This is a genomic window from Chryseobacterium mulctrae, from assembly GCF_006175945.1.
Lineage (GTDB): Bacteria > Bacteroidota > Bacteroidia > Flavobacteriales > Weeksellaceae > Chryseobacterium > Chryseobacterium mulctrae.
The window spans coordinates 4,055,717-4,077,025 of sequence record NZ_VAJL01000001.1 but is presented as its reverse complement, the minus strand read 5'-3'; the positions used below and the strand labels follow the sequence as shown (position 1 = coordinate 4,077,025).

Sequence of the window (21,309 nt, the reverse complement as noted above, 5' to 3'; positions counted from 1 at the left end):
TAATGCACATAAAAACAAACAAACGCTTATGAATAAAAAATTACTCTTTACTTATCTTTTGATGATGGCTTTTTTTCTATATTCTTGTGGAAAAGAATACACTACAAAAAGTGACATTTCTATCAAAACAGTTTCGATTGTTACATTTATTTTTGGAGGAATTGCAATGTTGATTGTCTTTACCTCCAAAAAAAGGTAAATAAATAATCTCTTTCAGTTTTTGAAAGAGATTATTTTGTGTAGATTTTTAAAACTTTTCAATAAAGCTTAAAAAAATTAAAAATTGTTTTCTCTTTAAAATTTATATAACTTTCAGAATTCATTTTGACACACTCAAAAAAAATCATGCTAACCAAATTAGTCAATTTAGTTTCAAAGTATAAATATTTTATTATTTTTCTTGTTATTTATGGCATCGTCTTATATGTTTTTGTGCCTAATCAAAAGAAATACTATTTTGATGAAGACATAAAACTTTTCAAAGAAGGGACCTATCTGATAATTTCATTAATTCTAAGTGGAATAATACTCTGCATAACTGTAGTTAAATGTATTATAAGTAAAATAAAAATTGATCAAATATTTAATTTACTGTTTTTCATGAGTTTTCTATGTTTCAACATCTTTTATCTAATGGGAAATACTACGACAAGTTTTCTCCTTTATGCTAATAGAAAATTTGCTAGGAATGAGTTCACCAAATCTTATGAGATCTTCACAATATCTGGCAAAAGGTATTTTACAGCACAAAATATTCATTCTAAAAATGATCTTATTAACGAAAAAGAATATTATAAATACAGTGGTGAAAAAAATGCCTCAAATTTAAAGAATGGAGAAATCATTACTTTTAAATTAAAGGAAGGATCATTGGGTATTACTTATTTTGAACCAAAATAATATAATCAAAATAAGCTTTTTTAAACAACTAAAATCCCTCTCATCACTGAAAGGGATTTATTATATTTTGAAAGCCTGTTCCCAATTATTCAAATAAAATTCTGCATTTAGGAAATGCCTTTTTAATTTTTTCTTTTTCGCTTTCAGATAAATAAGCTTTACTAAAAGTTAGCATTTTAAGATTTAATTTATAAAATGAGTTGGGAAATTTCTTGATATTATTCCCACTTAAAGATAAATACTCTAGTTTCTGTAATTCTCCAAATTTTTCTGGAAGTTCAGTTAATCCTGCAGACATTAGATTTAAAATTTGCAGATTTTTAAGTTTGTTAATATCCTTTGGAAGTGCTTTAATCGGTGTAAAACCTAAGCTTAACTCATATAAATCTTTCATATTTGTTATTCCTGAAGGAAAACTGGTAAAATTATTTCCAGATAAAAAAAGTCTTTTCATTTTTGTTAATTTACCTATTTCAGCTGGAAGATTAGTAAGACGTCTTCTGCTTAGGCTTAAATTCTCAAGATTTTTAAATTTCCCTATTTGTTTTGGAATCACCTTTACATTAGTATATTCTAAATCAAGAGATATAACATATTCCGGATGACTATATTGAAGAGCTTCTTCTAAAGATGAAAAATAGTTTTTGACTTTTTCAGCAGGTTTTTCTTTTACAGTTGGAGGCGTATAATAAACATTTTGGGAATGTACGAAACCGCACATTCCCAAAAGATATAGTATTGAAAAAATATTTTTCATTAATTACATATAAGCTTCAATCGGCTCACAAGTACAAACTAAGTTTCTGTCTCCGTAAGCTTCATCAACTCTGGAAACCGAAGCAAAGAATTTGTGATCTCTTACCCACTCTAGTGGATAAGCTGCTTTCTCTCTGCTGTATGGTTTATCCCAAGAATCAGAAATCACCAATTGCTCAGTGTGAGGAGCATTTTTCAATACGTTGTTTGCTTGGTCAGCTTCTCCATTTGCAATCTCATCAATTTCATGTTTGATAGCAATAAGAGCTTCAGCAAAACGATCAATTTCAGATTTGCTTTCAGATTCTGTAGGCTCGATCATTAATGTTCCTGCAACCGGGAAAGAAACTGTTGGAGCGTGGAAACCATAATCCATCAATCTTTTCGCCACATCAGCTACTTCAATTCCTAAAGATTTGAACTGACGGAAATCTACGATACATTCGTGCGCTACTCTACCTTCAGTATTTGAATATAAAATAGGGAAATGCTCTGCTAAGATTTCTTTTAAATAGTTTGCATTTAAAATTGCATGTTCAGTTGCTTTTTTCAAACCTGAAGTTCCCAACATTTTGATGTAAGCGTAAGAAATATTCAAGATCAATCCTGAACCGTAAGGTGCAGCAGAAATTCCTGCAATAGCTTCATTAGAACCAACATTAATGTTTGCATTGGTAGGTAAGAAAGGAACCAAATGTTTAGCCACACAGATTGGACCAACTCCAGGACCTCCACCTCCGTGAGGAATAGCGAAAGTTTTGTGAAGATTTAAGTGACAAACATCTGCTCCAATGTTTCCAGGGCTTGTATATCCTACCTGAGCATTCATATTGGCACCGTCCATATAAACTTGTCCACCATGATCGTGAACTAGTTGAGTAATTTCTTTAATGTTTGCATCAAAGAATCCGTAAGTTGACGGATACGTGATCATCACACAAGAAAGATTTTCTGAGTGTTGTTCTGTTTTAGCTTTGAAGTCTTCGAAATCAATTTCTCCGCTTTCAAGATTTTTAACAACAACAATTTTCATTCCTGCCATTGCTGCAGAAGCAGGGTTTGTTCCGTGTGCAGACTGAGGAATCAACACCACATTTCTGTGACCTTCACCTCTTGAGATATGATATTCTCTAATCACCATCAATCCAGCATATTCACCTTGAGCTCCAGAATTTGGCTGAAGAGAAGTTCCTGCAAAACCTGTGATTTCAGAAAGATCTTTCTCTAATTCTTTGATCATTTCCTGATAACCTCCTGCCTGGTTTACCGGCACAAACGGGTGAACACTTCCCCAATCTGCCCACGAAAGTGGCAACATCTGAGTCGCAGCATTCAGCTTCATCGTACAAGAACCAAGAGAAATCATTGAATGAGTTAATGATAGATCTTTTCTTTCAAGACGCTTGATGTAACGCATCAATTCTGTCTCTGTATGGTATTTGTTGAATACTTCTTCTGTAAGAATCTCATCTTTTCTAAGATTTTCTTCAGGAATGCTGTATCCTTCTTTTATTTCTAATTTGAAAGTCTGCTTATCTTTGAACTGAGCGAAAGAAGCCATCAAAACATTTAGTTTTTCTAACGTAGTACTTTCGTTGATTGCAACACTTACAACTCCTTCTGTGAAATAGTTAAGGTTTAAATTATGATCAAGCATCAATCTGTTTAATCTTGCTTTTTCATCTTCAGCCATTACAATTTTCACAGTGTCAAAAATTGGCTCTTCTGCGATTTCATATCCTAAAGCTTTCAATCCTCCTTTTAATGCATTAGCTTTAAAGTGAATCTGATCAGCGATATAGTTTAATCCTTTAGGACCGTGATATACAGCATACATTCCAGCCATTACTGCTAAAAGAACCTGAGCTGTACAAATATTTGAAGTTGCTCTTTCTCTTTTAATATGTTGCTCTCTCGTTTGCAAAGCCATTCTCAATGCACGTTTTCCGTACATATCCTGAGAAACCCCGATAATTCTTCCAGGAATATCTCTTTTGTAATCTTCTCTACAAGAGAAAAATGCTGCGTGAGGACCACCATAACCTAATGGAATACCGAATCTCTGAGAAGTACCAACCGCACAGTCAGCGCCCATTGATGCAGGAGATTTTAATTTAACCAAAGCCATAGGATCACAAGCAACAACAACTTGTAGATCTAATTTTTTGTACTCAACGATATCTTCTGTATAGTCTAAAACGATTCCGTTTTTACCAGGATACTGAAGTAAAACTCCGTAATAAGATTCGTCGAACTGATGCGTTTTGTGATCACCTACTACGATTTCGATTGCTAAACCTTCAGCTTTTGTTCTTAAAACAGAAACGGTTTGAGGCAATACCAAATCAGAGATAAAGAATTTGTTTGCTCCCGCTTTTTTCTGATCTTTCGTTCTGTTGTTGAAGAACATGTGCATTGCTTCTGCAGCTGCCGTAGATTCATCCAACAAAGATGCATTTGCTAAAGCAAAACCTGTCAAATCGCACACAACAGTTTGATAATTAAGCAAAGCTTCTAATCTTCCCTGTGCAATTTCCGCTTGGTAAGGCGTGTAAGCTGTATACCAACTTGGATTTTCAAAGATGTTTCTCTGAATTGCCGATGGCAATAAGGTATTGTGGTACCCAAACCCAATATAGCTTGTATAATCCGTGTTCTTCGATGCCAATTCTTTCGAATGATTCAGCATTTGATACTCTGAAAGTGGCTCAGAAATGTTCAGATCATTTTCTAAACGGATTGATGATGGAATGGTTTGAGAAATTAACTCTTCGATACTTGAAACGCCAACTTTTTCCAACATTGCCTGTTTATCGGCTTCGTTTACGGAGATGTGACGGCTCACAAACTGTTCTGTATTCATTTTTTATATTAGATTTTGTTTGTAAAAAAAGATTCGTAAAATTACGATTTTTTAGCTGATTGCACAACCCATGTTAACCTGATATTAATTCTCTTAACAAGTCATTTTGGTTAAACATTTTAAAAGAAAAATTTCAAATTAAATTGTTTAAATGTTGTGCAAACTCTTTGCTAATCAGCAAATACAGATTTATTAAAATATATTGATTATATTTATTCTAAATTAATATATTTGCAACATGAATATCATCACTCCTTTTAAAGTTCCGCCATTGAGTCCAGCATTTTCTTTCAAGAATGAAGAAATGTTCTGTGGTGACAAAAAATCTTGCTGTAAAAAGTTCAAGAAAGGAAAAAGGTGCAAAAAATGCCCCGGAAGAAAGAAACTGGCTTAGTTAGTTAGACTACTAATTAAAAAGTAAATTGCTAAAGCTAAAATCAACAACCCAAAGATTAATCTGAAAATTTTTGGCTGTCCTTTAGGATTCATGGCTGTTCTTGGCTGCGATTTGAAAAGCTCTTCTGCCCTGTCTCTGAATTTCTCACCATCAGATTCAAAAACTTCGATTATAGTGATTCCCTGAACAACGGTTTTATGCAAAAGCGAATTGGTTGCATGCAGCAGCAACTGAAATTTTCCGTTTTTAAATTCTGTAATTTTAAAAATTCTTTCTCCATAAGCTTTCTCCAATCCAAAGGGTAAAACTTTTACCACATCAGCATTTTGAGTTTGCCAGGTGATGATAATCTCCTCCCCTTTTTTTGCATGAATTTTATTCGCTGTAAAAGTTTTAATAGAAGGCGGAACAGTATATCTGAAGCTTTTCTGCTGACTTTCTAAATTCTGATCATACGTAATTCTTCTTCCTTTATCGCTCAAAGTTTCATACGCCTCCTGAATTTCTTTGAAACGATCTGCAAAGAAATCATCGTCTTGATTTTTGTCGGGATGGTATTTTAATGAAAGTTTTCTGTAGGATTTTTTGATGTCTTCATCTGAAGCATCGTGAGGAATCCCAAGAAAATAATAGTAGTCTTTCATGAAAGTAAATACAAAAATAAGGATTTTGTCGGTTTAGGCAAAAATAAAGAAGCCACAAATGCACGAATTTTTTCATTGCGAGCAAAGCGAAGTAATCTCTTTTTTTAACGCTAAGATCACTAAGATTTTATTTAAATTATTGAAAATATTTTTCGTCCACTAAAGCATTTCACTCAGCAAAGAAGAATCTTTTAATTTTTTGAATTTTATTATCCGCCGAGTTTGTCAGAATAAATCATCTGTGAAAATTCGTGAAATCTGCGGGAGATTTTTCATAATAATATTCGTGCATTCGTGGCAAAAACTCATTCGCTATAAAAAAATTCAGGCGCGGGAAGCAAAGCTTCCCGCGCCTGAATAAGACAATTTTAATTTAGTTATTTCAAACTTATGCTTCGCAGGTGTTATCTTTTCTGCAACATTTTGCAAATTCTTTTTTGAACTTTCCTTTCAGTTCCTGATATTGTTCTTCATCCATTTCTCTGATTTTATCGGCCAATCCAAATGGAGATTTTTCTTTGATTCCGTATTCATTAAAAATACCTTTTACAAATCTTTTTCTTTCGATTACTTTTTTGGCAATTACAGCAACTCCTGCAACAGCAACAGCTCCTAAAATGCCATTTAATACTGAATTTTTCATTTCTTTAAATTTTAAATTTTACTACTTCTTGTTTTTTATAGAGACGAATTTCGTTTTGATTTTACTTTACTACTTCTTAAAATAAAACTATTCGTTATTTCTGTTGAAGAATCCGGTTGAGCATTTCTGTCTCCAGATTTCTTTAAATTTTTCTTTTTCCTCATCAGACATTCCTTCCATTCTATGTCTCAGGTGTTTTTCCTTCATATCTCTCATTCCCTGTCCGAATTTCCCATGAAAGCCTCCGAAAAGAATCTTACTTAAAATTAAAATTCCCATTGCCTGCCAATAATTAATGGTTCTTACGCCAATAATTTCGGGAAGAATGCAATTCCATAATGACATTACGATCCATGCAACGACAAGGAATATCAAGGGTGGACATAAAATTAAAAGAGCCCAACTTTTCTTATATTTATTATTCATTTTATTTATTTCTAATTATTTAAATCTTCATACAATTGTTTCAATCTGTTTCTCAAATGCTTTATCGCATAATTTTTTCTACTGATGATGGTTTTAATATTTTCACCCTGTTCATCGGCGATTTGCTGTAAAGTCTTATCGTTGAGTTCGTTTTCCATGTAGACCAACTTCTGTTTTTCGGGAAGTTCTTCCAAAGCTGCAAACAGTTTTTTCCAAATTTCGTCCTGAAACATTTTTACTTCCGGTCCTGCACTGTCATCCAAAAGCAGAATATCTTTTATAGAAAACGTTCCGTCTTCATCTTCGTAGACAAAATCTTCGAGATTTTCAGTTTTCTTTTTACGGTATTTATCGGTGATCTTATTTGCCGTTACTCGGTACAACCATCCGCCAACATTTACAATTTCAGAAAGATTGGTCAAACTGCTGAACTGGTACCAAACTTCCTGCAGAATATCTTCTGCATCTTCGGTATTTTTCACTTTCGGACGAATGAAAGACATCAGTTTTCCGCCGTAACTCGATACGGTTTGAGAAATAATGTTTTCCTTTTCCTTCTGTGGCATTGGTAATTTTTCGGCAATCTCCATATTGCTATGACGACTGTGTATTTTGTTTTACTTTAATAAATTTAAAATATTTTTTCGAAATTTTAGTTTTTCTTTTGTTTATCGAAGTTTTTTAAACACGAATGACACAAATTTTTCTTCACTAATTTCACAATCTTAAATATAAACACGCAGTATTAGTGATATTCGTGCAAAAATTAGTGCTTATTTGTGTTTAAATAAAAAAACGGAAAGCAAAATACTTCCCGTTCAATTAATTATAAAAACTGTCTTCTTTTATTTGTTGAAATTCTCAGCAAAGAAACCTAACATCGATTTATAAAACACAATTCTGTTCGGCTCTTTTCCAAAACCGTGTCCTTCGTCATATTTTACCATGTAAGGAACTTCAAATCCTTTGCTTCGTAGAGCTTTAACGATTTGGTCAGATTCATTGATATTTACTCTCGGGTCATTCGCTCCCTGAACCACAAATAATGGCTTTTTAATCTTATCGATCTGGAAAACCGGCGAAACTTCTTTTGCTATTTTTGCTTCTTCAGGATTGTCTAAATCATACCAGATCTGTTTTACCATTTCTTTATACGGCTTCCAGTATTCCGGGAAAGAATCAAAGAACGTAAAAATATTGGAAACTCCTACATAATCAACTCCACAAGAGTACAAATCAGGAGTTTTGATCAATCCCATCAATGTAGCGTAACCACCGTGACTTCCACCGTAAATCGCCACTTTGCTTTTATCAATCCAGCCTTGTTCAATCGCATATTTTACACCATCCTCTACATCATCCATCGCTTTACGGCCAATTTGTTTGTATCCGGATGTTTGAAATTCCTTTCCATACCCTCCTGAAATTCTGAAATTAACCTGCAAAGTAGCGTATCCTCTGCTTGCAAACAATTGTGTTTCAGGATTGAAACCCCAATCATCTCTTATTCCTTGCGGTCCGCCATGAGGATTGACAATCAATGGAACTTTTTCACCGTTCAAAGCCGCTTTTGGTAATGTAATATATCCATGAATGGTAAGTCCGTCTCTGCTTTTAAACTGAATTGGGCGCATTTCTGCCATATCTTCTTCCTTCAACTGAGGCATCAAATCAAAAAGAAGTTTGGTTGTTTTGTTTTTTGTATCATATTCATAATACTTTCCATACAGTTTATCACTGTCAACAACGACCAATAATTTTTCGTTTTTATCGTCTGAAGAAGCAATTCCAAACTGTTTATCGCCAAATTCAGAAGTCAGTTTATCATGAATTTCTTTGTAAAATTTACTTACAGGAATCGTTTCATTTTTAATTCCGTTATAGCTGATGTAATCTAGTTCATAATTTCTGCTTTTCCCAGCCTGCGCTATTGAAGAAACATCAAATGTCGGATTAGAATAGACTTCCTTAATGATTGCGTTTTTCTTCAAATCATACAATACAATTCTAGATTTATCACTCCCAAGATTGGTTACCAGATAAACCTCATCTTTGTTTTTAGAATTATCATTAAAGCTGATTACGCTAAAAGTATCTTTCCAATCGGTCGCTTTAACGAGATTAAACTTACCTGTTTGCAAATCTTTATAAAACAATTTTGTAGTCAAACCGTTTTCAAGAATGGTGTAACCTCTCAGATTCCCTTGTCTGTCGAAAAGATAATCATCAATCGGACTTTTTACATCTTTATTTTCATACAACTGCGTAATTTCACCGGTATTAAAATTGATTTTATAAGGTTCAAAGATCTGTTTATTGTTCTTGTTCATGCTCACAATAACAAACTCGGTATCTTTAATCAATCTTACAGAATTTAACGTAATTCCTTCAAAAGGTGTAAGATCTTTTAAGTTTTTGCCGTCAATATCGGCAGCGTACAAATGGATATTTTCGTTTCCTCCTTTATCTTGTGTGTAAAACAATCGCTTTTTATTGAGCCAGCCGTAGCTTCTTATCAAATCATCTTTTTCTACCAACGCCTTTGTAATTTTTCCAGATTTTAAATCTTTTACATAGACATGATTTTTGCTGTCCTTATCTTTTTCTTTGTAAGATAAATAAAGTCCGTCTGGAGAAATTTTAAATTGTGAAGCTTTCGGTCTTGCAAAATAATCTTCCACTTTGTATTTAAAGTTTCCTTTGTCATAGGAAATAAGCTTTTCTATTGTAGCTTTTGATGAAACCAATGTCGGGTCGCCCGGCAATTTATTTTCAGTAGTTTGTGCATTTATCATGAGACTTGTTATTACCACTTGTGTAATACCTAAAATTTTGGAATTTAAATTCATATTTCATGGATTTGGTTAAACGATATACTATAAGACGCTTCAGATACTTAAAACGTTACATCTTTATAGTTAATTAGTAAATCTGATTTTAAAAATTATTTTCATTAATTAAATCTAAATAAAAAAAGGAAGCTAAAATTGGCTTCCTTTTTACTTTATCGATAAATTACAACATCATCTTTTTTAATTTGATACCCTTTTTTCTTGTATGGAACTAAAACATAACTTTCTTTGATATGACTTCCGCTTTTCCAGATTTTGCCATTTCCTTCTCTGTCAAGAATAATGCTTTTTGCACTTTGATCCGGAATAAAAATCTCAGCTTTTTTCATGTTTTTGCTGAAAATTACTGCCGTCATCGATACTGAACTTCCAACCGGATTTACCTCTTTTAGTTTTATTTTCTGATTAAAAACTTTTACGCAATCATTTCTGAGTTGAGAATAAGTGTAACCTGCAGAAGGTATACAACCGTGAACGTCTCTGTCGCCTCCTACAACAGGAGCTTTCTGAGCAAAAATAAGGGAACCAAGGAACATTGCACTGAATAAAATTGTTTTTTTCATATTTAATTTTTTAAATGTTTTCAATTTGGTAAAAAGTATGCCAAAAATACGGTATCAGTATATTTAGTTCTAAGATACAAAAAAATCCACTCATTTTGAGTATGTTATAAAGGATGAATCTTTAAAACTTCATAAGCCTTTTCAAATTATTTTAATACATCAAATGGTGATTAAAATAATATTTCTATCTTTAGAGACAAAAATTAATACGCCATCAAAACCCGATAATTTTAAAAATATATGAAATCAAAAATCTATTCTCTTTTCTTTTTGACAAGTTTCAGCCTTGTTTTATCACAAAATATCAATTTCGCAGATGTTAATTTTAAAAATGCCTTACTTCCTTTTCAAGATGTAAATGGTGATGGACAGATCTCTTTGAGTGAAGCTCAAAACGCTACTTATATTAGTATTGATACCAATAACAATATTACTAATCTGGGTGGAATTGAGCATTATCCTAATCTAACCATTCTTATGATCAAGAACAATCCCATTACTGCTCCTCTTGATCTCAGCCAAAATACTCAGCTTCAAAACATTAGATTAGGATTTGGTACATCAGTGACATCAGTTGATTTGACCGGATTAACACAACTTAAATATCTGAATATCGGTGTGGCACCAAATACACCTATTAATGTTTTAAATAAACCACTCTTAGAAGAAATTATGATTGAAGGCACCCTTTCAGGAGGTCTTTCATCCATCGATGTATCACAGAATCCTCTATTAAAAAAACTATGGATTAACGATAATAATTTGACGAGTATAAATGTTACACAAAATCCTGTTTTAGAAGAATTGGTTTTACAAAAAGCGACAACCATTCCGACAAGTATTTCGACTTTGAATGTTACACAGAACCCTTTACTTACAACGATAGCCGTTTCAGGACATTCTTTACTTCCTTCTATTGATGTAAGTATAAATTTGGCTTTAGAGAGATTGTTTACTGGGGGTACCGCCATCACATCATTAAACCTTACTAATAATTCTTTACTGAAGTTTTTAGATATCACAAACAACAATTTTGCAGGAGGCATCAACTTGTCACATCAGCCACTTTTAGAAGAATTTCAAGCAAGCGCCGCACAGTTATCAGCTCTTGATCTTTCTAACAATTTAAATTTAAAAGAATTAGGTATAACTAATAATTACATTCCTACTATTAATGTGAGCCATTTATCACATTTACGTATGTTTCATGCAGGAAATAATTTGTTTACCAGCCTAGACCTTAGCAATAATCCAAGTTTAAAGTATGTAAGTTTCACTTCTAATCAATTGATTAAATACATCAATATTAAAAATGGGTACAATCAAAATATTACTTGGTTGCATCCTTCTGATTATCAATTTATGCCACAATTAACCGGAATTTGTGTAGATGATCCGAATTCATCTTACGGTAGCAAAGTAAAACAAGCAGTTGGTAATAATGTATTGGTGATAGCAAACTGTTCTTTGCTTTCAACTCAGGAAGACCCAACGAAAAATGTATCATTAAAAGTTTTTCCCAATCCTACCGATGATATATTGTACGTAGAAACTCAGGAAAAGTTAATTGATTATTCTATTTTCTCAATGTCCGGACAAAAAATTTCTGCTGATATTTTTAGAAATGATGAAAAAAATGTAAACGTAAAAAATCTTTTGCACGGAAACTATATTATTCAGATTAAAACGAATCGCCAAACCTACACCAACAAAATCGTAAAAAAATAGCTCTACTAAATACTTAAAAAAAGCCTTGCCACAATTGTGACAAGGCTTTTTTGTATTGAAATAATAAACCTAAAAAAGTTTATTTCGTCCAGTTGATTTTTGAATGTTTCACCTCTTCAGAGTTTGTACCGATCATGATATCAAATTCTCCAGCTTCCCAATCATATTTCAAATCTCCGTTGTAGAATTTCAAGCTTTCTGGAGTGATGTCGAAAGTTATCTTTTTAGATTCTCCTTTTTTCAACATTACTTTTTGGAATCCTTTTAATTCTTTTACCGGTCTTGTGATCGTTCCCACAATATCTCTGATGTATAACTGCACCACTTCTGCTCCATCATAGTTTCCTGAATTCGTTACAGTAACCGAAGCCTGAATGGTTTGATTTCCTTTTGGATTAGCATTAGAAACCGTTACATCAGAATAATTGAATTTAGAATAACTCAATCCATAACCAAACGGATACAGAGGTGTATTACACTCATCCATATAATTTGAACGGAATCTTTCGTATACACATTTATCTACTTTATCCTGAGCTAAAGGACGGCCTGTATTTTTAGCATTATAATAAATCGGAACCTGTCCTAAGCTTCTTGGGAACGTCATCGGTAGTTTTCCTGAAGGATTTACCTTACCGAAAAGTACATCAGCAATTGCATTACCCGCTTCAGAACCAGCAAACCAAGCATTCAAAATAGCATCAGGAGCATCTTTTACATTGGTTAATGCCAAGGGACGACCCGTGAAAAGCACCATTGCGATTGGTTTTCCTGTTTTTTTCAATTCATTCAACAAATCAACCTGAGATTGAGGAATTGTAATTTCAGTTCTTGAAGAAGATTCACCACTCATTTCTGCAGACTCTCCTATTGCCAAAACAATAACGTCAGCTTTATTCGCAATATCAACTGCTTCTTTTAATAACGCTTCTTTTGAACGATTATCTCTATCGGTTTTCTTACCGTGAGCTGCATAAATATCTTCTAATTTGGCATCGTAATCAATGTTGGCTCCTTTTGCAGAAAGAAATTTAACGTCTTTTCCGTAATTAGCCTGAAGACCTTGCATTAAATTAACAGAAACAGCATGTTTTGTAGCCACACTCCAAGTTCCCGCCATATTAAGAGAGTTGTTTACCAATGGACCGATTACTGCAACAGTTCCTGATTTTTTCAAAGGTAAAACCTGGTTTTCATTTTTCATCAAAACCATCGACTGCGCTGCTGCACTTCTTGCGATATTACGGTTTTCTAAATTATAAACTTCTTTTGCAGCTAGTTTTGCATCACCATGTTTGTAAGGATTATCGAATAAACCTAAATCATATTTAGCCTCAAGAATTCTTCTTGCTGCCATATCGATTTCAGCCTGCGTTACTTTTCCTTCAGCTAAAGATTTTTTTAAAGTAGTTAAAAAACCTTCACCAACCATATCCATATCAACACCGGCTTTTAAAGCTAAAGCAGAAACCTGCTGAAGATCTCCCATTCCGTGTTCTACCATTTCGTTGATCCCGGTATAATCGGTCACCACAAAACCTTTAAATTTCCATTGATTTCTCAAAACCTCCGTCTGAAGCCATCTGCTTCCCGTTGCCGGAACTCCGTCTACTTCATTAAAAGAAGCCATCACAGAAGCTACTCCCGCATCAACTGCTGCTTTATAAGGTGGAAAATATTCGTTGAACATTCTCACGTGACTCATGTCAACTGTATTGTAATCTCTACCCGCTTCACCTGCTCCATACAACGCAAAATGTTTTACACAAGCCAAAATATTAGTTCCGTTTGCCAAGTCTTTTCCTTGATAACCGTAGACCATATTTTTAGCAATTTCGCTTCCTAAATACGGATCTTCACCAGAACCTTCAGAAACTCTTCCCCATCTTGGTTCACGAGAAATATCTACCATTGGCGAGAACGTCCAGTTGATCCCATCAGAAGCTGCTTCTTTTGCTGCAACCCTTGCTGACTGCTGTACCAAATTCATATCCCAAGAAGCTGCTAAACCTAATGGAATAGGGAAAGTAGTTTCGTATCCGTGAATGACATCCATCCCAAAAATCATTGGGATTTTAAGGCGGCTTTTTTCAACAGCAACTTTTTGTACCGCTTTAATTTTTTCAGCACCTTTGATGTTGAATAATCCACCGACTAATCCTTGTTCAACTTTCTTTCCGATGTCTGAACTTTGAGCCTGACCTGTTGTAAAATCTCCAGAAGTCGGTAAATTAAGCTGTCCGATTTTTTCATCTAAGGTCATTTTAGCTAAAAGAGCATCAACAAAAGCCTTTTTCTTTGATTGATATTGTACGGTCTGATAAGACTGAACCGGCTTTGTAACCATTTCCTGCGCCGAAAACACAGGAGCTAATGCTAAAGTTGCAATTACAATTAACTTTTTACTCATACTACTTCATTTTTTTAAGGAATTCGTGAATCTTCGATTTCATATATCTTACTTCTTATTAAATTATATTTTTTACTTATCAATGATTCTATTTAAAGCAAAGAAAAACTAAATAGTTAATTTTTCAAAGTTTTTTTATTATTTAATTCAATTATTTTTCTTTTTTCTTAGACAACATCCATTCGTATAACGCTGGATTTGAATAAGTAGAATCCCAAGAATTGTGATTATCATTCGGGAAAATTGTCAATTCTGCAGATGGGTTCACCGGATGAAGTGCTTGGTAAAAATTAAATGCATTTTCCGGCAACACGACATCATCCATTCCGCCATGAAAGATTTTCAAGTTTAAATTTTTGTACTGATGAATATTCGCATACATCACACGATCTGTAGGTGCACAAACAGAAACTACGGAAGCAAACATTTCAGGATGTTCCATTGCTAGTTTCAGTGTTCCCCAACCTCCCATAGAAAGTCCTGTAAGGTAAATTCTGGAAGCATCAATTTTATATTTACTCTGAATTTCTTTAATTAAATTATAAACGCTTACCGTGTCCCACCAAGCATTTTCAGGACATTGAGGAGCCAAAATTGCCACAGGTTCTTTAATCAGATTTTTGTAGGTAAAAGGACTGTGCGCTTTTACCAATTCCAGATTATTACCTCTTTCTCCTGAACCATGAAGAAATACAATCAAAGGAACATTTCCTTTTGCTTTTTGAGGATAATCTAAAATATATGAGATTTTTTCTACTCTTTTAACTTCTTTATTCAGTTCTGCTTTGATTTCCTGAGCATGTAAGCTTAAAGAAAATGGCAAAAGCAAAAGGGGTAAATATTTTAGTTTTAAATTCATATTTCTTTAGGTTTTGGCTAAAGCCGTTTGATTTTATTTTTGGTTAAACGGGCTAAAGCCCATTTCTATTGATAAATATTCTATTCTTACTGCATCTTTTAGCCCCGATAGGAGCGACATCCTTTTGTTTTGCGGCCGGAGCGAAGCGGAGGTCGTAACACAAAAAGATAAAGCGGATAGCGGGAAATAGCTCCTAAAAACTATTTAATATTGTATTTTTCTGATTTAAAGCTTAATTTTTTTAATCCTTTCTGAATTTCAGGAGCATTCATGAATAATTTCCACAAAAATCCTGTTCTGTAATTTTCAATCATGGGAGAAATTGTTCCCTGATCAATTGCTAAATATCGTGGTGTCGTCCAATTATCATAATTGATTGACGTTGCATCGTAAGGCCCTGCAGAACCGATGAATTCAGGTTTTTGAGTATAAATAAATCTCAAAAAGTCCATAGATTCTTTCGGTGAGTAAGGGAAACTGCTCAAAGCAGCTGTTGGAGTGATTACTCCATGATCGTTTTGTGGGAAGTGGGCAGCGTAACCAACACTTCCGTCTTTGTTTCTTGAATAACCAGCCGTTAATCCCCAATAATTGGGTCCGTAACCTTTCCATTGTTTTGGATTTTCGACACAGTATTTGTAATCAATAAGTACCTGATTTTTATTTAAATCGAAATAGTTTTTAATTAATTTATCTGATAGATTGGTAGGATCTAAACCGATGTAAGAATATTGTGCCCAAAATAATGGCCCACCATATTCTTCGGCTCCGTTGTGCTTTACATACATCGGAAGTCCGTATTTTTCTTTGTCTGAAAGATAGGTTCCGTTTCTTGTCCAGCCTTTGTAATAGGTTTCAGCGTCGATGGAATAAGTTGGTGATGAAGCTGCCAAAATGTAGGTAATCAGACATTCATTATAACCTTCCAAAGGAAAATTCATTTCCCATTGATATTCTGGTGACCAATGCCAATACAGCACTTTTTCACCACCTTTGGTGTACCAGTTCCATTGAATACCTTTCCAAAGTTCATCACATTTTTTGGCAAGAGCTTTTTCTTCGGCGTTTCCGTTTTTGAAATATTCTCTCACCTGAATAATTCCTGTGGTAAGAAATGCAGTTTCTACTAAATCTCCACCATTGTCTTTTTTTCCGAAAGGCACGGTTTTCCCCGTTTCTCCGTTAATCCAGTGTGACCAAGCTCCTTTATGACGATCTGCTTTTGCAAGAAAATTCATCATTGTAATCAATCTTTTCACCGCATCTTTTCTTGAAATAAATCCTCTCTCTACACCCACTAAAATAGTTGCTAATCCGAAACCTGATCCACCTGTCGTAATTACATGTTTGTCGTTATCAGGATAAATATTGTCTTCGTGATATCTTTCTCTACCCAACATAGAATTGGGTTCTGCATAATCCCAAAAATATTTCAAGGCATCTTTCTGAACTTTATCCATCAATTGCTCATCTGTAATATTAGATTTTACAACTGATTTTTGAGTAGATTCTTGTTTTGAAACTTGAGAGTTTTTGCACGAGACAATAAGTAATGATGTCGCTGCGATTGAGAGTATTATCCTTTTCATTATATCATTTTTTAGACTTAGATACTAAAAGAAGAGGAGAACTTTCATTCTCCTCTCATATATTTTGATTATTATTAATAACCAGGGTTTTGAACGAAGAGCCCGTTGCTTGCATTCATTGCATCCAAAGGAATTGGGAAAAGTTCATTTTTTCCTGGAGTAAATCCTTTAGGACCTAAAACTGTAGCAGCTTGTCCTGTTCTCACTAAATCTGGGAATCTGTCGTTTTCCATAGCTAGTTCTACTCTTCTTTCCTGCCAAATAGCAGTTTTAAGAGCGGCTTGTGTAGTAGCTGTAGTATTTCCAAGATTTGCTCTGAATCTTACTTTATTAATATTTAAAATAGCAGCAGCAGTATTTCCTAATTCATTAGCCGCTTCTGCATTAATTAAAAGAATATCTGCAAATCTTAGGATTCTAACATTTTGAATAGAACCGTAGCCACAAGAGCTATTATTTAGAGATTTAGGAACATACACTTTTTGATTCCACATATTTCCTGCATTAGGATCTCCTTTCTTAATTAAATCTCCCTCAAGAGTTGTTTCTCCTTCTCTTAAAATAGTAAGTTCCTTTCTGATATCTCCTGGTTCAAAGGCATTTTCTAATGCTGTTGTTGGAGTAAAGAATCCCCATCCAAATTGATCTCTTACACCTTGAACTTCCGCATATTGACTCCCTGCATCTTTACCTAAAGAGGGATCACAACCACAGTTAACTTCAAAAACAGACTCTGTGCCAAATTCTCCAGCAGGTCTGAATAAATGGTTGAAATCTGGATCCAAAGAATACCCCATTGCAATAACCTGATTTGAAGTATCATATGCTTTTTGGTAATCTTTCATATAAAGATATACTTTTGAAAGCAATCCTAAAGCACCTCCTTTTGTAACTCTCCCAAGATCTGAAGCCGGATATGTTTGAGGCAAAACCTCAGAAGCAGCAATAAGATCTGCAACGATAAAATTATAAACTTCTTCTTTAGAGTTTCTTGCTTTCAAATAATTTCCATCTGCTGGCAATCCGTCAAAAATAGGAACTCCACCATAAATCCTTACTAAATTGAAATAGAAATAAGCTCTCAGCATTCTGGCTTCAGCAACTAATCTATTTTTAAGCGTGGTATCCATTTGTATTTTAGGAACATTGGTAATCACCTGATTGGCTCTGTTAACAGCTTGCCACTGCCCAATCCAATATCCTCTTACTCCATCATCACTTACAGTAAATGTAAAATTATCGTACGCATTTATAAAAGAAGCATCTCCTGGATTAGATCCTTTTTCTACATCATCACCAGTTACTCCATAAACAAATTGTGCAGGAAAACCTGTATTTTCCCAGCTTCTTAAAAAACTATAAATAGCGCTTGTTGCACGCATTGCATCATCTTGTGTTGTAAAGAAGTCTGATACTTCCGTCCTTCCTTCATCTTTGATGTCTACAAAATCTTCACTACAACTGGCCATTAACGACACCAAAGAGATTGCTAAAAATATTTTTTTCATGATTTTTCTAATTAAAATGTTAAGTTCATACCCATTGTGTAAATTGCTGAAATTGGATAAATATTATTATCAATTCCCATTTGCACTCTATCCGTATTGGTAATTTCAGGTGAAAAACCATTATACTTGAAGCTTGTCCAAGGATTCTGAGCACTTACATACAATCTTAGTTTTGTTACAGATAAAGCATTTGCTAAAGATTTAGGTAGATTATAACCAACCTGAATATTTCTGATTCTTATATAACTTCCATCTTCAACGTAAAAACTGTTTGGTGCAATAATTAATTGATTCGATGTAATCATGGAATTGGTATTAGAAGTACCTGCTCCATTCCATCTGTTGTTGTACATATCTAAATCCCAAGTTTCGTTACCATAACGTTGTTCACGATTGTAATTGTATATTTTATTACCGAATACACCTTGGAAATCAACAGCAATATCAATAGCGTAGATATTAAAATTAACTCCGAAACCATAAGTTCCTTTAGGAATCGGACTTCCTAAGAATGTTTTATCTCTTGTGTCAATAACCCCATTACCATCTTGGTCTGCAAATTTAAACCATCCAGCTTTCGCGCCAGGTTGTCCTGATGCAGCTGCTTCTGCATCTGTTTGAAATACTCCTGCAACATCATAACCATAGTAAGAACCAACTGCATGACCCTTTTCCAATCTTATAATTGAATTTCCAAATAAACTTGCGCCAGTTTCTAAATACGAGTCAAGATAAACAGATGTGATTTCATTTTTAAGTGATGTAAAATTACCATACACTCCAAAACTAACATTATCACTAAGCTTAGTATTATAATTAACAGAAACTTCAAAACCTCTATTATTGAAAGAATAAGCATTGGTGACGAAATTTCTCCAGTTAGCAGCACCAGATACTGTACCTTGATTCACTCCATAAACTACATTCTTAGAATCTTTATCATAATATGCGGCATCAATTTTCAACTTATTATTAAATAATGTCATTTCTATCCCTACATCCTTTCCAGTGGTAGTCTCCCAACCAATGTTAGGATCGATAAATTGATCAACAGTCGTAGCAGGAGCTCCTACATTTCCAAAGTAGGCACCACCTAGTATTTGTGATATGTTTGCAGTATATCCTCTTCCAATATTAGGATTTCCTAATTCACCATAACTCGCTCTCAATTTTAAAAGATTGAAAACATTCTGCCCACTCATAAAATCTTCTTTAGACAGTACCCAACCCGCACTAACAGCAGGAAAGACTCTAGATCGATCAACACTAACTTGTGAACTTGCATCTCTACGAATAGAACCATTTATTAAATATTTCCCTTTATAATCATAGTTTAATCTTCCAAAGAAAGATTCAATTCTCTGCTGATCCTGATCTACATTTAAAGTCGGAACATCAATAATATGATGAACGAGACCTGTACCATTATTAATACTTAAAGATTCATTTGTACCATCATAATTTACGCCTCTAGCAGACCAATAATCTTGTGATACAGATGTTCTCGTTCTAGAGAATCCTGCAAGCACATCAAGATTATGGTTTCCGAAGCTTTTTTTCCAATTGATGGTATTATCCCAAACATAATTTCTATTTCTATAATTTCTGGTAACTAAAGTTGATGGTTCCCATTTATCTTTTGGAATATAATTAAGTGTTGGGGTAAATTCGTATTGACTTGGGCTATAACTATCACTAGAATAACTAATTCTGGCTGTGAAATCTTTTAAAAACTTAACTTCTCCAAACACATTATTCAATAATCTTTCCTCTCTTTTTTGAGAACGATAAAGATCAAGCTGCGCTCTCGGATTAGCAATATTATACCCATCAAAATACTGATAATTCCCTGTAGAAGGATTAATTGGAGAGAATATTGGTGGTGCAATGAAAGCTGTTAATAAAGGATTTGCTGAGATGTCAGTACGCATTTTAGAAAAACTGAAATTATTTCCTATCGTAATGTTATCTGTTATTTTATAACTAAGATTTAACTTAGTATTAAATCTATTAAAACCACTGCCTGAATTGATTCCTTGTCCAGCTGCTAAATTACCCTGATCTTGAAGATAACCTACACTACCATAATAATTAAGCTTTCCTAAACTTCCTGTTGCTGAAAAATCATTCGCATTGATGATGCTTGTACGGAAAATCTCATTATACCAATCTGTATCTGCCGGGAAATTTGCTCTGGAAATAGATCCTGCACTTGAACCATTGTCATTCATCAGCTTTTCGTTGTATAACTCAATATACTGATCAGAATTAACCATTTTAGGAATATTGGTTACCTTTTTAAATCCAATATAAGAATTGACATTATAAATAGGTTTTCCTTTTCCGGTTTTAGTTTTAATAATTACAGCACCATTCGCAGCCTGAGCTCCAAAAATAGCTAAACTTGATGGATCTTTCAAAACACTCATCGATTCAATATCCTGAGGATTTAGATAAGAAATATCAGTGGTAATCATCCCATCTACAATAAATACGGTATTTCCTGTTAAAGAACCCACCCCCCTAATGTCTACTCTTGGAGAACCTCCCGGAGTACCAGTATTGGTAATATTCACCCCTGCAAGTTTCCCCTGAACAGAGCTAAGTGGATTTGAGTTGGGTTTATCTGCTAAATCTTTAGCGGTGACCAAACCAATACTTCCTGTGATGTTTTCTTTTTTTTGTGTACCATATCCTATGAGTACAACCTCCTCTATTTTCTGTTCTTTCGCAACAGTGTCTTTAGGAGCAACCTGCCCATTGACATTCATCCCAAAATAGAGAACGGCAATAAGACAAGTGTACTTTAAATTAGTTTGTTTCATATAGTTTAATTTTATCTTGTATAAATCAAATATGTAAAATAGCTTTTTAGCAAATTCTATTTTCTCAAAAGAAGACTTTGGTCAAAAATATAAAAAATATCAACTGATGTTAAATTTAGTTAAATAATTTATCAATTGGTTGTTAATTTGTGAAATATGTTAAATAAAACTAAATTTTAATAAATTTCGCAATTAAAAAAAATGATATAAATGAATATTTCACATTGAAACAAAGGCTTTTTTTGGACGAAAATCTCCCAAAAACTGCTTTTAATGTCTCAAATCTAAGCAATCAGGATTTTTGCTTTAAATAACCTCATAATTCTCTGCATAAAGACTATTTTTT

At 33.8% G+C, this 21,309-nt stretch carries 16 protein-coding genes; 3 read left to right on the top strand and 13 right to left on the bottom strand.

The genetic code is table 11. The annotated features are described in order from the left end of the window. Positions 1 to 28 precede the first annotated feature (28 nt). Both FDY99_RS23055 and FDY99_RS18910 read left to right on the top strand, forming a co-directional pair. On the top strand, positions 29 to 199 hold the full coding sequence (locus FDY99_RS23055) for a hypothetical protein (RefSeq protein WP_162304189.1): 171 nt from the start codon (positions 29 to 31) through the stop codon (positions 197 to 199). 434 nt (positions 200 to 633) lie between these two features. Then, a complete protein-coding gene (locus FDY99_RS18910; RefSeq protein WP_139423278.1) occupies positions 634 to 900 on the top strand; it encodes a hypothetical protein in 267 nt (88 codons plus the stop codon). Positions 901 to 985: 85 nt separating this feature from the next. Here the strand turns inward: FDY99_RS18910 and FDY99_RS18905 are convergent, their stop codons facing one another. The 8 genes from FDY99_RS18905 to FDY99_RS18870 all read right to left on the bottom strand — a co-directional run bounded on the left by FDY99_RS18905 (position 986) and on the right by FDY99_RS18870 (position 10,044). Then, on the bottom strand, positions 986 to 1,657 hold the full coding sequence (locus FDY99_RS18905) for a leucine-rich repeat domain-containing protein (protein ID WP_139423277.1): 672 nt from the start codon (positions 1,655 to 1,657) through the stop codon (positions 986 to 988). Positions 1,658 to 1,660: 3 nt separating this feature from the next. After that, positions 1,661 to 4,519: an aminomethyl-transferring glycine dehydrogenase gene (gene gcvP / locus FDY99_RS18900; RefSeq protein WP_074229303.1), complete on the bottom strand. Its 2,859-nt coding sequence runs from the start codon at positions 4,517 to 4,519 to the stop codon at positions 1,661 to 1,663. A gap of 390 nt (positions 4,520 to 4,909) precedes the next feature. Further along, on the bottom strand, positions 4,910 to 5,560 hold the full coding sequence (locus tag FDY99_RS18895) for a DnaJ domain-containing protein (RefSeq protein WP_139423276.1): 651 nt from the start codon (positions 5,558 to 5,560) through the stop codon (positions 4,910 to 4,912). Between the two features lie 388 nt (positions 5,561 to 5,948). Continuing rightward, positions 5,949 to 6,203 carry a hypothetical protein gene (locus tag FDY99_RS18890; protein WP_139423275.1) on the bottom strand — a complete coding sequence of 85 codons (255 nt, stop codon included), beginning with the start codon at positions 6,201 to 6,203 and terminating at the stop codon, positions 5,949 to 5,951. Between the two features lie 87 nt (positions 6,204 to 6,290). Beyond that, positions 6,291 to 6,629, bottom strand: coding sequence for a hypothetical protein (locus FDY99_RS18885; protein ID WP_139423274.1), 339 nt, complete (start codon positions 6,627 to 6,629; stop codon positions 6,291 to 6,293). An 11-nt stretch (positions 6,630 to 6,640) separates the two neighbouring features. Next, positions 6,641 to 7,195 carry an RNA polymerase sigma factor gene (locus FDY99_RS18880; protein WP_139423273.1) on the bottom strand — a complete coding sequence of 185 codons (555 nt, stop codon included), beginning with the start codon at positions 7,193 to 7,195 and terminating at the stop codon, positions 6,641 to 6,643. Positions 7,196 to 7,474: 279 nt separating this feature from the next. After that, positions 7,475 to 9,478, bottom strand: coding sequence for a S9 family peptidase (locus tag FDY99_RS18875; RefSeq protein ID WP_139423272.1), 2,004 nt, complete (start codon positions 9,476 to 9,478; stop codon positions 7,475 to 7,477). A gap of 155 nt (positions 9,479 to 9,633) precedes the next feature. Further along, positions 9,634 to 10,044, bottom strand: a complete 411-nt coding sequence (locus tag FDY99_RS18870; RefSeq protein ID WP_139423271.1) for a hypothetical protein — start codon at positions 10,042 to 10,044, stop codon at positions 9,634 to 9,636. Between the two features lie 240 nt (positions 10,045 to 10,284). Between FDY99_RS18870 and FDY99_RS18865 the strand changes: the two genes are divergently transcribed. Beyond that, complete coding sequence (locus FDY99_RS18865) at positions 10,285 to 11,772, top strand: T9SS type A sorting domain-containing protein (protein WP_139423270.1); 1,488 nt, start codon at positions 10,285 to 10,287, stop codon at positions 11,770 to 11,772. A 79-nt stretch (positions 11,773 to 11,851) separates the two neighbouring features. Here the strand turns inward: FDY99_RS18865 and bglX are convergent, their stop codons facing one another. The 5 genes from bglX to FDY99_RS18840 all read right to left on the bottom strand — a co-directional run bounded on the left by bglX (position 11,852) and on the right by FDY99_RS18840 (position 20,963). Continuing rightward, positions 11,852 to 14,182 carry a beta-glucosidase BglX gene (bglX, locus tag FDY99_RS18860; protein ID WP_139423269.1) on the bottom strand — a complete coding sequence of 777 codons (2,331 nt, stop codon included), beginning with the start codon at positions 14,180 to 14,182 and terminating at the stop codon, positions 11,852 to 11,854. Between the two features lie 151 nt (positions 14,183 to 14,333). Further along, on the bottom strand, positions 14,334 to 15,041 hold the full coding sequence (locus tag FDY99_RS18855) for a carboxylesterase family protein (protein WP_139423268.1): 708 nt from the start codon (positions 15,039 to 15,041) through the stop codon (positions 14,334 to 14,336). Between the two features lie 200 nt (positions 15,042 to 15,241). Then, a complete protein-coding gene (locus tag FDY99_RS18850; protein WP_139423267.1) occupies positions 15,242 to 16,630 on the bottom strand; it encodes a glucoamylase family protein in 1,389 nt (462 codons plus the stop codon). A 74-nt stretch (positions 16,631 to 16,704) separates the two neighbouring features. Next, entirely contained in the window at positions 16,705 to 18,138 is a 1,434-nt protein-coding gene (locus FDY99_RS18845; RefSeq protein ID WP_139423266.1) for a RagB/SusD family nutrient uptake outer membrane protein, read from the bottom strand. Between the two features lie 11 nt (positions 18,139 to 18,149). Continuing rightward, the gene (locus FDY99_RS18840) at positions 18,150 to 20,963 is read right to left on the bottom strand and encodes a SusC/RagA family TonB-linked outer membrane protein (protein WP_139423265.1); all 2,814 of its coding nucleotides are present in this window, start codon (positions 20,961 to 20,963) and stop codon (positions 18,150 to 18,152) included. Positions 20,964 to 21,309: the final 346 nt, after the last annotated feature.

Excerpts from the sequence above, each read along its gene's own strand:
- FDY99_RS23055 (WP_162304189.1), top strand. The coding sequence starts at position 29 with ATGAATAAAAAATTACTCTTTACTTATCTTTTGATGATGGCTTTTTTT.
- FDY99_RS18910 (WP_139423278.1), top strand. The coding sequence starts at position 634 with ATGGGAAATACTACGACAAGTTTTCTCCTTTATGCTAATAGAAAATTT.
- FDY99_RS18905 (WP_139423277.1), bottom strand. The coding sequence starts at position 1,657 with ATGAAAAATATTTTTTCAATACTATATCTTTTGGGAATGTGCGGTTTC.
- gcvP (WP_074229303.1), bottom strand. The coding sequence starts at position 4,519 with ATGAATACAGAACAGTTTGTGAGCCGTCACATCTCCGTAAACGAAGCC.
- FDY99_RS18895 (WP_139423276.1), bottom strand. The coding sequence starts at position 5,560 with ATGAAAGACTACTATTATTTTCTTGGGATTCCTCACGATGCTTCAGAT.
- FDY99_RS18890 (WP_139423275.1), bottom strand. The coding sequence starts at position 6,203 with ATGAAAAATTCAGTATTAAATGGCATTTTAGGAGCTGTTGCTGTTGCA.
- FDY99_RS18885 (WP_139423274.1), bottom strand. The coding sequence starts at position 6,629 with ATGAATAATAAATATAAGAAAAGTTGGGCTCTTTTAATTTTATGTCCA.
- FDY99_RS18880 (WP_139423273.1), bottom strand. The coding sequence starts at position 7,195 with ATGCCACAGAAGGAAAAGGAAAACATTATTTCTCAAACCGTATCGAGT.
- FDY99_RS18875 (WP_139423272.1), bottom strand. The coding sequence starts at position 9,478 with ATGAATTTAAATTCCAAAATTTTAGGTATTACACAAGTGGTAATAACA.
- FDY99_RS18870 (WP_139423271.1), bottom strand. The coding sequence starts at position 10,044 with ATGAAAAAAACAATTTTATTCAGTGCAATGTTCCTTGGTTCCCTTATT.
- FDY99_RS18865 (WP_139423270.1), top strand. The coding sequence starts at position 10,285 with ATGAAATCAAAAATCTATTCTCTTTTCTTTTTGACAAGTTTCAGCCTT.
- bglX (WP_139423269.1), bottom strand. The coding sequence starts at position 14,182 with ATGAGTAAAAAGTTAATTGTAATTGCAACTTTAGCATTAGCTCCTGTG.
- FDY99_RS18855 (WP_139423268.1), bottom strand. The coding sequence starts at position 15,041 with ATGAATTTAAAACTAAAATATTTACCCCTTTTGCTTTTGCCATTTTCT.
- FDY99_RS18850 (WP_139423267.1), bottom strand. The coding sequence starts at position 16,630 with ATGAAAAGGATAATACTCTCAATCGCAGCGACATCATTACTTATTGTC.
- FDY99_RS18845 (WP_139423266.1), bottom strand. The coding sequence starts at position 18,138 with ATGAAAAAAATATTTTTAGCAATCTCTTTGGTGTCGTTAATGGCCAGT.
- FDY99_RS18840 (WP_139423265.1), bottom strand. The coding sequence starts at position 20,963 with ATGAAACAAACTAATTTAAAGTACACTTGTCTTATTGCCGTTCTCTAT.